The organism is Pseudomonas sp. SLBN-26 (assembly GCF_006715895.1).
Classification (GTDB): domain Bacteria; phylum Pseudomonadota; class Gammaproteobacteria; order Pseudomonadales; family Pseudomonadaceae; genus Metapseudomonas; species Metapseudomonas otitidis.
This window is the reverse complement of record NZ_VFOB01000001.1, coordinates 1,227,255-1,240,438: the sequence shown is the minus strand read 5'-3', so window position 1 is coordinate 1,240,438 and position 13,184 is coordinate 1,227,255. Positions and strand designations below refer to the sequence as shown.

General features: G+C 68.2%; 13 protein-coding genes. 7 read left to right on the top strand and 6 right to left on the bottom strand.

Annotated features, from left to right (window positions below):
- Positions 1–15: 15 nt before the first annotated feature.
- Genes FBY21_RS05715 through FBY21_RS05705 form a run of 3 tightly spaced genes read left to right on the top strand, consistent with a single transcriptional unit; the run spans position 16 to position 3,120 of the window.
- Positions 16–783 carry a 3-hydroxyacyl-CoA dehydrogenase gene (locus tag FBY21_RS05715; protein WP_142009336.1) on the top strand — a complete coding sequence of 256 codons (768 nt, stop codon included), beginning with the start codon at positions 16–18 and terminating at the stop codon, positions 781–783.
- Between the two features lie 10 nt (positions 784–793).
- On the top strand, positions 794–1,981 hold the full coding sequence (locus tag FBY21_RS05710) for an acetyl-CoA C-acyltransferase (protein WP_142009334.1): 1,188 nt from the start codon (positions 794–796) through the stop codon (positions 1,979–1,981).
- Between the two features lie 11 nt (positions 1,982–1,992).
- On the top strand, positions 1,993–3,120 hold the full coding sequence (locus FBY21_RS05705) for an acyl-CoA dehydrogenase family protein (RefSeq protein WP_142009331.1): 1,128 nt from the start codon (positions 1,993–1,995) through the stop codon (positions 3,118–3,120).
- A gap of 74 nt (positions 3,121–3,194) precedes the next feature.
- Here the strand turns inward: FBY21_RS05705 and FBY21_RS05700 are convergent, their stop codons facing one another.
- Both FBY21_RS05700 and FBY21_RS05695 read right to left on the bottom strand, forming a co-directional pair.
- Positions 3,195–3,581 carry a hypothetical protein gene (locus tag FBY21_RS05700; protein WP_142009328.1) on the bottom strand — a complete coding sequence of 129 codons (387 nt, stop codon included), beginning with the start codon at positions 3,579–3,581 and terminating at the stop codon, positions 3,195–3,197.
- Positions 3,582–3,904: 323 nt separating this feature from the next.
- A complete protein-coding gene (locus FBY21_RS05695) occupies positions 3,905–4,477 on the bottom strand; it encodes an N-acetyltransferase family protein (RefSeq protein WP_409563788.1) in 573 nt (190 codons plus the stop codon).
- Positions 4,478–4,707: 230 nt separating this feature from the next.
- Here FBY21_RS05695 and FBY21_RS05690 point away from each other — a divergent pair, with 230 nt between their 5' ends.
- Positions 4,708–4,929: a hypothetical protein gene (locus tag FBY21_RS05690; RefSeq protein ID WP_044410317.1), complete on the top strand. Its 222-nt coding sequence runs from the start codon at positions 4,708–4,710 to the stop codon at positions 4,927–4,929.
- A 116-nt stretch (positions 4,930–5,045) separates the two neighbouring features.
- Here the strand turns inward: FBY21_RS05690 and FBY21_RS05685 are convergent, their stop codons facing one another.
- Positions 5,046–5,411, bottom strand: a complete 366-nt coding sequence (locus tag FBY21_RS05685; RefSeq protein WP_044410320.1) for a hypothetical protein — start codon at positions 5,409–5,411, stop codon at positions 5,046–5,048.
- Positions 5,412–5,742: 331 nt separating this feature from the next.
- Here FBY21_RS05685 and FBY21_RS05680 point away from each other — a divergent pair, with 331 nt between their 5' ends.
- On the top strand, positions 5,743–6,612 hold the full coding sequence (locus FBY21_RS05680) for a LysR substrate-binding domain-containing protein (protein ID WP_142009323.1): 870 nt from the start codon (positions 5,743–5,745) through the stop codon (positions 6,610–6,612).
- Positions 6,613–6,658: 46 nt separating this feature from the next.
- On the opposite strand, the gene FBY21_RS05675 is transcribed toward FBY21_RS05680, so the two are convergent.
- Entirely contained in the window at positions 6,659–8,500 is a 1,842-nt protein-coding gene (locus tag FBY21_RS05675) for a zinc-dependent metalloprotease family protein (protein ID WP_142009321.1), read from the bottom strand.
- 20 nt (positions 8,501–8,520) lie between these two features.
- Positions 8,521–9,192 carry a hypothetical protein gene (locus FBY21_RS05670; protein ID WP_142009318.1) on the bottom strand — a complete coding sequence of 224 codons (672 nt, stop codon included), beginning with the start codon at positions 9,190–9,192 and terminating at the stop codon, positions 8,521–8,523.
- Between the two features lie 807 nt (positions 9,193–9,999).
- On the opposite strand from FBY21_RS05670, the gene FBY21_RS05665 reads away from it, so the two are divergent.
- Positions 10,000–10,692, top strand: coding sequence for a hypothetical protein (locus FBY21_RS05665; protein WP_142009316.1), 693 nt, complete (start codon positions 10,000–10,002; stop codon positions 10,690–10,692).
- Between the two features lie 20 nt (positions 10,693–10,712).
- Positions 10,713–12,572, top strand: coding sequence for a zinc-dependent metalloprotease family protein (locus tag FBY21_RS05660; protein WP_160158568.1), 1,860 nt, complete (start codon positions 10,713–10,715; stop codon positions 12,570–12,572).
- 81 nt (positions 12,573–12,653) lie between these two features.
- On the opposite strand, the gene FBY21_RS05655 is transcribed toward FBY21_RS05660, so the two are convergent.
- Positions 12,654–13,124 carry a hypothetical protein gene (locus FBY21_RS05655; RefSeq protein WP_142009311.1) on the bottom strand — a complete coding sequence of 157 codons (471 nt, stop codon included), beginning with the start codon at positions 13,122–13,124 and terminating at the stop codon, positions 12,654–12,656.
- Between the last annotated feature and the right edge of the window lie 60 nt (positions 13,125–13,184).

The window sequence follows — 13,184 nt, the reverse complement described above, 5'->3', positions numbered from 1 at the left end:
CGAGGAGAACACAACGTGCGTATCGAACAATCCGTATTCCTGGTGACCGGCGGCAGTTCCGGCCTCGGCCTGGCCACCGCCCGCGAGCTGGTGGGGCAGGGCGGCCGCGTGGTGCTGGTGGACATCAATGCCGATGCCGGGGTCGCCGCCGCCGAGGAGCTGGGCGCGAGCGCGCGCTTCGTCCGTGCCGATATCACCCGCGAGGACGACGCCCGCCAGGCCGTTGCCACCGCCAAGGAGGCCTTCGGCGGCCTGCACGGGCTGGTCAACTGCGCCGGCATCGCCCCGGCGGAGAAGGTGGTGGGCCGCAACGGCGCCCACGGCCTGGAGAGCTTCCGCCGGGTGATCGAGGTGAACCTGATCGGCAGCTTCAACATGCTGCGCCTGGCCGCCGAGGCCATGGCCGCCGCCGAACCCAATGCCGAGGGCGAGCGCGGGGTGATCATCAACACCGCCTCGGTGGCGGCCTTCGACGGGCAGATGGGGCAGGCGGCCTATTCCGCCTCCAAGGGCGGTGTGGCCGCCATGACCCTGCCCATCGCCCGTGACCTGGCGCGCTCGGGCATCCGCGTGATGTGCATCGCCCCCGGCATCTTCGAGACGCCGATGATGGCCGCCATGCCCCAGGAGGTGCGCGATTCCCTGGGCGCTTCGGTGCCGTTCCCGCCGCGCCTGGGGCGCCCGGCGGAATACGCGGCGCTGGTGCGCCACATTATCGAGAACGTGATGCTCAACGGCGAGGTGATCCGCCTCGACGGCGCCATCCGCATGGCAGCCAAGTAAGGAGAACCCCATGAACCGTGACCCCATCGTGATCGTCAGCGCCGCCCGCACCCCCATGGGCGGCTTCCTCGGCGACTTCAAGGACATGACCGCCGCCCAGCTCGGCGCCGCCGCCAACCGCGCGGCCCTGGCGCGCGCCGGACTGGCCGCCGACGCCGTGGACGAAGTCATTACCGGTTGCGTGCTGCAGGCCGGCCAGGGCCAGGCGCCGGCACGCCAGGCCGCGCTCGGTGCCGGGCTGCCGGCCGGCGTGGTCTGCTCCACGGTCAACAAGATGTGCGGCTCGGGCATGAAGGCGGTGATGCTGGGCCACGACCTGCTGGCCGCCGGCAGCGCCGACGTGGTGCTGGCTGGCGGTATGGAGAGCATGTCCAACGCGCCGTACCTGCTGGAGCGCGCCCGCTCCGGCTACCGCATGGGCCACGGCAAGGTGCTCGACCACATGTTCCTCGACGGCCTGGAGGACGCCTACGACAAGGGCCGCCTGATGGGCACCTTCGCCGAGGATTGCGCCCAGGCCTACGGTTTCACCCGCGAGCAGCAGGACGCCTTCGCCATCGTCTCCCTGACCCGTGCGCAGAAGGCCATGAGCGAGGGGCGCTTCGCCGCCGAGATCGTCGCCGTGGAGGCCAGGACCGGCCGCGAGACCCGCACCGTCGATCAGGACGAGCAGCCGCCCAAGGCGCGCCTGGAGAAGATCCCGACCCTGAAGCCGGCCTTCCGCGACGGCGGCACGGTGACGGCGGCCAATGCCAGCTCCATCTCCGACGGTGCCGCCGCGCTGCTGCTGATGCGCCAGTCCGAAGCGGAGAAGCGCGGCCTCACGCCCCTGGCCCGGATTGCCGGCCATGCGTCCTTCGCCCACGCGCCCAACCTGTTCACCACCGCGCCGGTGGGCGCCATCCAGCGCTTGCTGGTGCGCACCGGCTGGAGCCTGTCGGAGGTGGACCTGTTCGAGGTCAACGAGGCCTTCGCCGTGGTGCCCATGGTGGCCATGCGTGACCTGGACATCGCCCACGACCGCATCAACGTCCACGGCGGCGCCTGCGCCCTGGGGCACCCCATCGGGGCGTCCGGCGCGCGGGTGCTGGTGACCCTGCTCAATGCGCTGGGCCAGTACGGCCTGAAGCGCGGCGTGGCCTCGGTGTGCATCGGTGGCGGTGAAGCCACCGCCGTGGCCCTCGAACTCATCGGCTGAAGGAGCCCGTCATGATTCCCTCCGAAGACGACATCCAGATCCGCGACGTGGCCCGCCAGTTCGCCCAGGAGCGGCTGAAGCCCTTCGCGGCCGACTGGGACCGCGAGCACCGCTTCCCCGTCGAGGCCATCCGCGAGATGGCCGAGCTGGGCTTCCTCGGCATGCTGGTGCCGGAAGAATGGGGCGGGGCGGCTACCGGCCACCTGGCCTACGCCATGGCCCTGGAGGAGATCGCCGCCGGTGATGGCGCCTGCTCCACCATCATGAGCGTGCACAACTCGGTGGGCTGCATGCCCATCCTCAAGTTCGGCAGCGAGGAGCAGAAGGCCCGCTTCCTGCGGCCACTGGCGGAAGGACGGATGATCGGCGCCTTCGCCCTCACCGAGCCCCAGGCCGGCTCCGATGCCAGCGACCTGCGCACCCGTGCCCGGCGCGACGGCGATCACTACGTGCTGAACGGCGCCAAGCAGTTCATCACCTCCGGCAGCCATGCGGGGGTGGTGATCGTCTTTGCCGTGACCGACCCCCAGGCCGGCAAGAAGGGCATCAGTGCCTTCATCGTCCCCACCGACACCCCTGGCTATCAGGTGGTGCGGGTGGAGGAGAAGCTCGGCCAGCACGCCTCGGACACCTGCCAGATCCAGTTGGATGACGTGCGCATCCCCGCCGCCCTGCGCCTGGGCGAGGAGGGCGAGGGCTACCGCATCGCGCTGTCGAACCTGGAGGGCGGGCGCATCGGCATCGCTGCGCAGTCGGTGGGCATGGCTAGGGCCGCGTTCGAGGCGGCGCGGGACTACGCCCACGAGCGCAAGACCTTCGGCAAGCCGATCATCGAGCACCAGGCGGTGGCCTTCCGCCTGGCGGACATGGCCACCCGCATCGCCGTGGCGCGGCAGATGGTCCACCACGCCGCCAGCCTGCGCGAAGCGGGCATGCCCTGCCTGACGGAAGCTTCCATGGCCAAGCTGTTCGCTTCGGAAATGGCGGAAGAGGTGTGCTCGGCGGCCATCCAGACCCTGGGGGGCTACGGCTACCTGAAGGACTTCCCGGTGGAACGCATCTACCGCGACGTGCGGGTGTGCCAGATCTACGAGGGGACGTCGGATGTGCAGCGGATGGTGATTGCGCGGAGCCTCTAGGCCCTCTACGAAAGTGCCTGCGCTCGGTGATGCTGCGTTCGTGAGCGCGGAGCCTCGCGGCTCCGCGTTGTACCTCAGGCCACCGGCTTGCGCGGTGGCGGGGCGATGCCGGGCTGGCTGCGGGCGAACATCAGGTAGGCGTCCATCAGCAGGGCCTCCAGCCCCGACAGCAGGCGTTCACGCTGGTGAGCCGCATGGGGGTTGCCGTAGGCCTCCAGCTCGTCGCGGATGCGCTGCACCAGATGGGTGGCCTGCACCAGGCGGTAGTTGCCGAGGTCACGGCAGGCTTCCGGCGGGGAATCCCGGCGCACGTCCAGCACCTCGTCGGAGAAGTCCTCCAGGGTGGGGAAACGCAGCGGGTCGTTCAGGGGCGCGGCGTCGAACAGGGTCTGCTCAGGCGCGCGTATATCCCGCAGCAGCAGGTCCTGGTGGGGCCGGGGAAGCAAGGTGGCGTCAGGCATCGGCGGGCTCCGGGTAGCGGTCGGCTGCGGCAGCCGGGGAGGTCCATTGGGTACGCATGGCGGGTGTCCTGTCTGGGCCTTTTGTCAGGCCTCTGGCTGGTCGGAATGGTCCGGGAGGTCAGCCGGAACGGGGGCGCTGCACGTTCATGTGTGAACCCGTTCACAGGTTGACCGTCGTGGCGGGCGACTCTAGCGAGGGCCCGTAGGCGCACTCAAGGAAGATGCGGCGTTTTCAGATTTATCTGATCGCCAGGGCGCCGAGTGCGTCGCCCGGAAAAGCAAAGCCCCGGCACGGGGCCGGGGCTTGCAGGTAGGCGGGGGTGTCAGAGGGCGAGTTTGTGCACCACCTGGGTGGGGTCGTCCTCGTCACGGCGGCGCTGCATGCCGAAGCGGCGGGCCAGCCCGCGCATGCCGGCGTTGCTGGCCGAGTCGATGGAGTAGAGGCCGCGAATGCCATTGCGCTTGGCGGCTTCGATCAGGTGGCGCAGCAGGACGCTGCCCAGGCCACGGCGCAGCCACTCATCCGCCACGGTGACGGCGAACTCGCCTTTCTCATCGCTGACCCGTGCATACCGGCTGATGCCGACTTCCAGCAGTTCACCGTCCACGTGAGCCAGGGCGACCAGGGCCACGCGGTCGTGGTCGTCCACGTCCATCAATTGCTGCAGCAGCGAAGGCGCCACTTCGCGGAATTCGCCGAGGAAGCGGTTGTGGCGTGCCTCGGGCGACAGGCGGTTGATGAAGGCGCGCTCGCGCTCGCGGTCATCCTCGCGCAGCGGGCGGATCAGGACGTGGGTGCCGTCCTCCAGGGGCTCGATCCAGTACTCGCCACGGGGCGCGACGTGCAGCGGCAGGGGTTGGGCGGGCTGGGCAATCGCGGTGTTGAGCGCGGACATGGGCATGTCTCCATACAGGTTCGAAACCGGTGCGCGCGTTGAGCGCGGCGTATGGCTCCTGTTTACGCCCCTGGTCGCGTGCGCGATTGATCGGGATCAATCCTGGCGGGAAGCGGGCTGCGCCGGGTTGTCGCAGGTGTGGCAACGGCGGAAATGATCCAGATCAAGGGAAGGGCCGATGGGAGGTTCAGCATGGCTCCATCGGATTGAATGACTCATGGAGAACGACCATGGCTACGCCTCGTGACTGCTCTTCCGCACTGGCCCTGCTGGACCTCTTCCTGCTGGGCTGCGACGGGCCCGAACTGCCGGAATCCAACCTCTTCCATTCCAGCCCGTCGGCTCGCCGGCCGGTGGCTGGGGGCGTGAATGGCGTGTCCGGCGACGGCCCGATGCCGGGGCATCGCCCTGGGCTGCTGGCCTCGCGGGCCGGGCTGGGCAAGCGTCACTGACGAAGGGCGGGAAGGGCCGGTGCCTGTGCGCACCGGCTCCCGGCTCGGGGAGGGGGAAAGCCCCGCGTCACGTACGTCCCTGTACGCGAACCACGGGAAAGCGGTTGGCAGGCCGTTTAGCTGCAGGGCGCCTGCGGGCCGCCGGTGATGGCTTCGACGTTGTTCAGCACGTCCTGGCCTTGCTTGATCTTCTGGGCGTTCTCCACGTCCTGCATGGTGTAGTTCGAGTAGCCGGTGCGCGAGCTGTCCATGTTCGCCTTGGTCTGCATCAGGGTGGTCCCCAGTTCCAGCAGGCTGCGCCCGGTGGAGACCAGATCGGCTGCGGCGTTGGGGGTGCAGGGCGAGTTCGCCGAGGCGACCTGGGTGGGCTGCCTGCCCTGGTTCATCAGGCCCTGGGACTGGGTGTTCTGCGGCAGGCAGCCGGACGTGGTGAAAATGACCGAAACGAGCGCGAAGCCGGCGGCGATTCCTTGGAGGTTCATCGGGCATTCCTTTGTTGGGCGGGCGGAGTGGCCCTGTAGGGGAGCAGGGCCGGGTCGTGGGCGAGCGACCCACAGAGGCACCTTTGAAAACGGGCTGCGTTTTCAAAGGTGCCGAGGGCAGGCCTGGACGCCGTGGACGGAAGTCTAGGGAGGCACTTGGCGGCCTTGAATAGTACGGGTGTGCTAGCCGGTGTGACCGGGCTGGCATTCCCGGCCCATCCATACCTCTCCGCCTCGGGGGCAGGGGGCGGCTGCTGGGCCTGAACGGCGGTGAAACCCGCCCTCTTCGTGCCTATAATCGGCGCCTTCCCGCAGTCCGGAACCTTTCCCCATGCTCTGTGCCGAGCTCAAGGCCTTCCACATGGTCGCCCGCCTGGGCAGCATTACCCAGGCCGCCAAGAAGCTGGGGCTGAGCCAGCCCACCGTCACCACCCAGATCCGCAACCTGGAGAGCCGCTACGCCGTGGAGCTGTTCCACCGCGGCGGACGGCGGCTGACCCTGAGCGAGGAGGGCGTGCGGCTGTTGCCGATGGTGCGCGAGCTGCTGCAACAGGAGGCGGACATCGAATTCTTCCTGCGCAACAGCGGGCAGATGCAGGGCACCCTGCGCATCGGCGCCACCTCGCCGTACTACGTGCTGGGGTTGGTGCGGCGCTTCCGCGAGCGCTTCCCGCAGATCGAGGTGTCGGTGGAGATCGGCAACTCCCAGCAGGTGCTGGAGGCGCTGGACGAGTACCGGGTGGACCTGGCGGCCTCGTCGCAGCCAGTGGAGGATGCGCGCCTCACGCGCCTGCTGCTCGGCCGTGATCCGCTGGTGTTGGCGGTGCACCGCAGCCATCCCCTGGCCGCTGCTGGGCAGGTGCAGGTGGCGGCGCTGCGGGGCCATGACCTGCTGATGCGTGAGCGCGGTTCGATCACCCGGCAGATCACCGAGCGCTTATTGGCGGAGGCGGGCATCGACGTGGGGCCGTTGCTGGAGATCGGCAGCCGCGAATCCATCCGCGAGGCGGTGATCCGCAACATCGGCATCAGCATCATCGCGCGGCATGAAGTACCGGATAACCCGGAACTGCGGGTGGTGGAGCTGGAAGGCGCGCCGGTGATCGACGAGTACCTGTACTGCCTGAAGGACCGCCGCCAGGCGCGTCTGCCGGCCGCGTTCATGGCCCTGGCGCGCGAGGCTTGCGAAGAGGGCCGCTGACGGGCCCGCAGAAGGGAAAGCCCCCGGCAGTGCCGGGGGCTGTGGCTCAGAGCCGGTTGAAGCTGACGTTGTCCAGGTACAGGGACTGGTCCTTGCGGGTGCCCAGTACCAGCAGCTCCACGCGGCGGTAGGTGCCGGCGGGGATCTGCACGTCCTGCTGCAGGCGGCTCCAGGCGCCGCCCACGGTGCCGCTCATGCCCAGGGGCAGGTAGCGACCCTGGCCGCTAGTGTCTTCCAGGTACAGGTAGCCGTAGGTGAGGCCCTTGATGGCGGCGTTGCGGCCGATCATCACGTCGGCGGCCAGGCGGTAGCCGAAGCCTCCCTGCACCTTGCCCTGCAGCGGGATGCTGGCACCGCTGCCTTCGTACAGGCGGGCGTAGCTCTCCAGCGAGGTGCCGGTGTTGCCACCCAGGGTCACCAGGCGGGTGGTGCCGTGGAAGCCGGCCCAGCCGGCCGCGCCGTTCTCGAAGTTCCACGCCAGCGCCGAGGGGACGGTGGGGGTGGTCGGGGTGGTGGGTTTCGGCTCGGTCACCTCGGTCAGCTCCACCTCATCCACCAGCACGCTCAGGCCGTCGCGGCTGATCAGGCCGACGTAGGTGGTGCGCGGCGGGGTCTGGGCGCGGGTGTAGGTGAAGGTGCGTTCCAGGGTGGTGAACTCGCTGCTGGTCACCGACTGGGTCACGCCCGAGGCGCTGCTGTAGCTGATGCGGTCGTTGGCCTCGTGGAGGATGCCCAGGTAGAGGTTGCCGCGTGCATTGGCGCCCTTGAGCATGACCTTGGCACGCAGGCGGTAGCGGGCGCCTTCGCGCAGGGCGGTGACCGGGGTGGCGAGGATGTCGCTGCCGCCGTTGGGCAGTTCCAGCAGCAGGGCGTTGTCGCGGCAGGTCTTGCCGACGTTCACCAGGCTCGTGGTGGCATAGCCCAGCAGGGCCTGCCAGCCCTCCTCGGTGCGGAACTCACCATTGGCCACCAGGCCCTTGAGCGCCGGCTTGTTGCACCAGGCCGGGGTCGGCGTGGTGGGCGGTGTGGTCGGGGGCGTGGTCGGCGGGGTGGTGGGGGTGCCCGGGTTGGTGGGGTTCTGCGTCTCCGGCACCTTGGTGGCGCGCAGGGCGGCGATCTGTGCCGCCATGGCGTTCAGTGCACGGGCTGCGTCGGCGTGGTTCTCCTGGCCGCAGGCCTGGTTGGCGCAGGTGCTGTCCACCACGCGCGGCGAGGAGAACAGCGGGGCCTGGACGCGGGCGTTGAACACGTGGGGGTAGCCCATGATGGTGGAGAACTGACCCTGCACGCCGTAGCCACGGCTCCATTCGAAGGTGCCCTGGTGCCAGTCGGACTGGTAGTAGCCCTCGGTCTGGTCCTGCTCGTAGGAGTGGCGCAGGCCCATGTTGTGGCCGATCTCGTGGGCCATGGTGCTCAGGCTGCAGTCGACGCCGGTGATGGCGTAGGCGCTGTTGGCGGAACCGGAGTTGAAGGTGCCGCTGTTCTTCGGCCCGGAGAGCACATAGCCGATGCCGCACACGCCGTAGCCCTGGCCTTCCTGGGTGCGGCCGATCAGGTGGACCACGTCGGCACCGTAGGTCTCGCGCAGCTGCTGCACGCGGCTGTCGGCGGCGAAGGCAGCCAGGTCACGGCTGGAGACGGTGGGGTAGCTGGCCCAGTCCAGCAGCTGGCGATGCACCAGGCGCAGGCGCAGGTCGACGTTGCTTTTCTTGTAGGCGTTGTTGGCGTACTCGATGTAGCTGGCGATGCGTGCGTCCATGTCGCGGCCGTTGGGCAGCGCCTGGGCGTCCTTGGTGTAGAGCACCAGGATGTCGACGGTGCGCGGCTCGGCCGCATGGGCGGCCTGGACGGCGACGGCCAGCAGGGCACCGATGAAGAGTCTTTTCATGGGGGACGTTCCTTGTAGGATCAGCCCTGGGCGGGCGGCGGCAGGGGAGGCAGTTGTTTGGCGTCGGGGGTGATGATCGGGTCCGGCGTGGCGCGCATCAGCAGCGCGTTCTGGTCGGTCACCTGGGTGGCGCCGGTGGCGTTGTCCACCACGAAGGACAGGGTCTGCTCGGGGGTGGCGAGGGTGATGTGGGTTTCCAGCTGGCCCTTCACCACGGTCAGGGTGTCGGCGTCGCTGCCGCCCTCCACCGGGCCACTCCACACGGCGGTGCTGCCGGTGTTGTGGGTCTCGTCCAGCTTGGCTCGCAGGGGCTCCTGGCGGCCCGGTACGCCCAGCTGCAGGGTGCGGCCCACGGCGAGTGCGCCCAGCAGGTCGGGGGAGGTACGGGTGTGGTAGACGGTCATGCCGTCCTGCTCTTCGGCCCGCAGGGTGTCAGGCGCCCACAGGGCCAGGGTGGTGGCCGGGGGTACATTCTGCGGAGCGGCTGGTGAGGCCTTGGCGGCGACCGGGGCAGCGGCCTGCGGCAGGTTGCCGGCGTCTGCCAGGGACGGCGACGGGGTCGGGCGGGTGTCGGACGGTGCCGAGGTCACCGGGGCCTGATCGCCTTGTGCTGGCGCGTCCTTGAGCAGGACGGCGAGGGTCGTGCCGGCCGTCACCAGGGCGACGGCCGAGTAGAGCCAGGTTTTCCGCATGGGGGGTTCTCCTTCTTCTTCACCCGGTCCGGGCCGGGTATTTCGTGATCCGCCGCTGCACGTCCGTGATGCGCAGGCGGGGTCAGTCAACGGGCAGGCAAAGGCCGGCCATTGAATTCAATGACGACGCAAGGGGCTGTTCGGTTGAGCCGGTGAAGTAATTCAAAAATGAAGTGGGTGCTACTTATTCAAACGTGCGGTGTCGGTTTGAATTGAAAAGTTCGTTTTTACTATCAGATTGCCAGCGTCTTAAGTTGCATGAAGCCAACTAAGGGAATAGCGCGGAAGTTAAGCGGTACGCACTGGGATGCTTCACAACCTGTTGTAATCAAAGGGTTTTGTCTGACAATTCCGTCGATGATGGCGACGTGTTATCAGCTGTTTGCTGTTGGATGCCGCCGGATTTCGCAATTACCCACGATTGGCGGCGAGGCTGTCAAACCAGCAATGTGCGAGAAATCCCAATTATCCCGATGACCATCGAGGAACTGTTTAAGGTGGTGGTTGGTTCACTTGCGGAAGTTGAACGCGTTCAACTTTCTTCGCGCCGTACAACGTCCTTCAGGAGGCGAGAAATCGGCAGCAGACGGGGCAGCAGCGCAATGGTGTGATCCAGCGCTTTGCTAATAGCGAAAGCGTATTTATGTCGGATGCAGGCACTGTGATATCAATTTTCCGGCGTCAATAAATCGAACAACTGGCCGTTACCCCTCGCAACGGTCGAACCTGTTCCACGGTTCGTCAGGGATGCTCTTCCGTGGTTTCGCTGCCACCCGGCTGTGCCGGGTGAAACATGGGAAGGTGGTCATGCCCCGTACGCTCCTCTACCTGGCGGTTGCCCTGGTCACATCAGGTGTCACCTTCGCCGTCCTCCTGCGCGATGCCCCATCGGCTCCGGCCGTTACCCAGCACACCCCATTGCCAGCAGCCCCGGCGGCTCCGTTGCCCGTCGCCCCGGTCATGGCGGGCGCCCCCGTGGCGGCCAGCCCGATGCCGGCTGCGGTGAACGTGGTGCCGGCACCCCACGTCGCCACGGTGCTCGTGGCGGACGCCGCCGCCGACACCCTGGTCGAACTCTGGGACAGCCACTCCCTGGTGCCCGAGCAACAGCAGGAAATGACCCTTTACCGCACCCAGGTGGCAACCACCTCCCTGGGCGAGCTGTCCGTCGGCAAGACCCTGCAACTGGGCGTGCCCGGCCGCCAGGCACCGCTGCGCGCCACGCTGGACGAGACCCACAACACCGGCGGCGCTGCCGTCTGGAGCGGTCCGGTGGAGGGCGGCCAGCCGGAAGACACCCTCACCGTGGTGAAGGGTCAGCTGGAGACCCACATCACCCTCGCCACCCGTGAGCAGACCCTGTCCATGGTGGTGGACAACGCCACCGGCAGCACCCTGGTGACCGACCAGAACCAGTTGCTGATGCGTGCCACCCCGGACGCCCTCGTGACCCCCGATTCCACGCCGTTGCAGCCCCTCCCGCCGCCGACCCGCGGCTGAGCGCTACAGGAACGATGACCATGAAGAAACTGCTCGCCTGCCTGGCCCTGCTCCTGCTGGCCCCCTTCACCCACGCCGCCACCACCGAACCGCGCACCGTCGACCTGCTGGTGCTCTACACCAAGGACGCCCAGGCCCTGCCCAACGGGCGGGACATGAACGCCCGCATCGCCAGCTACATCGAGTTCGCCAACAACGCCTACAAGAAAAGCAACGTCAACCTGCGCCTGCGCCTGGTCAACGCCCAGCCGCTCACCTGGGCCAGCTACCCGACCATCTCCGACAAGGACCTTTCCGCCTTCGCCGCCGACCCGCGCGTGCAGCAACTGCGCGAGACCTACGGCGCCGACGTGGTGCAGCTGATCAGCCGCACCCAGGTAGGGCAGGGCTATGGCGTGTGCGGCATTGGCTACGTGCTCTCCGGGCCGAAGAACAGCGGCACCTTCCAGAACGGTGCCTGGGCCAGTGCCTACGGCATCACCGGGGTGGACTGCAGCCTGAGCACCATGGCCCACGAGATCGGCCACAACATGGGCCTGCGCCATTCCTACGAGCAGGACCAGACCGAGGGCTACTACACCTACCTGGCCCGTGGCATTCACCAGGGCACCTACGAATGGGGCCGGGGCTACGGTGTGCAGGGGCGCTTCTCCACCATCATGGCCTACCCCCAGGTGTTCAACGCGTCCGTGCAGGCACCGCTGTTCTCCACGCCTAACGTGGTCGATACCACCTGCGCCAACCAGGCCTGCGGCCGTGCCAGCTTCGCCGACGCCGCCCGGGCGCTGAACGACATGGCCGCGCAGATCGCCGCCCTGCGCCCGACCAAGGTGCCCGAGACGGTCAACCCGACCTCGACGCCTACTACGCCCACGACCCCCACCTCGCCGACCACACCCACCACCCCGACGACGCCCACCCCGCCGGTCACCACGGCCTGGTGCGACAAACCGGCGCTCAAGGGCCTGGTGGCCAACGGCGAATTCCGCACCCTGGATGGCTGGAAGGCACTGCTCAACCTGGCCAAGCTCAGCACCCTCAACGTCGGCAAGACCTGCCGTGACGACGCCCTGCAGTTCGAGCTGCCGGCCGGCCGCGACGATGTGTTGGCCACCTCGGTGGGCGCACTGAAGGTCGGCGCCACCTACCGGCTCAAGGCCAAGGTGATGCTCAAGGGCACCAACGTGCGCGGCAACGTCTACTTGGGCATGGTTCACGAGGAGAACGCCGGCATCAGCTACAGCACGGCCAACGGCGTGATCAAGTCGGTGACCAGCACCGAGTTCACTCCCATCGACGTCACCTTCGTCTACCAGCCGCCGGCCAGCGTCATCCGCAACACCTACCTGGGCCTGGTCAGCGTCAACCGCCTGGCCGTGCTGCTGGATGAGGTAGAGCTCAGCGAAGTGACCCCCACCAACCCCGTCACCCCGGTGACCCCGGCCGCCTTCAGCTGGAACTTCGACAGCGCCATCGGCGACTGGGCGGGCTTCTACGGCAGCACCCGGCTGACCGCCCTGGCAACCACCGGCAAGTCTCTGGAGGTGTACGCCCGCAAAGCCGACGGCACCGGCGCCAGCCTGCTCCTGGCCGGCAAGGTGCAGCCGGGGCTGTCCTACCGCTTCGCCGCCGACGTGATGGTGAGCCGCACCACCAGCATCGCCGCGCTGGCCTATGCCTACCTCTACCTGGAAGACACCGCCGGCAACGGCCGGCTGCTGTCCCTGGGCGTGGTGAACACCCAGGGCGGCGCCTGGGGCAAGCTGCAGCAGAGCTTCCAGGTGCCGGCCGGAACCTACCGGCGCATGGAGCTGATGGTGCTCAGCACCCGTGCCGACCAGTCGCTGTACCTGGACAACGTCAGCCTCAACCGGCTCTAAGCCCGCACGCCCGGTCCCTGTTGCAGGGGCCGGGCTTTCCAACCAGGGGCTGGCAGTCGCATGCCAGCCCCGTCTTGCCTCTTACTGCCTCGAAACGAAATCAAAACGCGCGCCGGCAGCGCGGACGAGCGTGGCGATGTCCGCCTCCTGTTCCGGCAGCCCCGCGAAGATCACCTGCAGGCCTTCGAGTCGCTGGCCCTTCAGCGCCCCCTGCATGACCGCGGCGTCCAGTGCCGGCGCACCCCCGATGACCAGAACGCGCGGGGTGGACGAGCGCGCCACCTGGCTCAGCAGCGCCGCCAACTGAGTGGCGTTGGCACCGCCGCCGGAGGCGATCGCCAACTGGTCTGCCAGGGCCCCGTGGCTGGGGATGGAGACGGTGACCAGCTCGCGTGCCTGCGTGGGGTTCGGTGTTTTCGCCAGGGCCTCGGCCAGGATCTGGCCCTGCTTCTTCTCCGGCGGGTGGGTGCTGCAGCCACCCAGTCCGAGGGCCATGACGGCCAGCGCCAGGACAACGGCGCGCTGGGGGCGGGGGCGGTGTTCGTTCGGCATGCTGAGTCTCCTTCTCCATGGATCGATAGGCCCTGAAGCCTGTCCCGGCGCGGCTGCGCC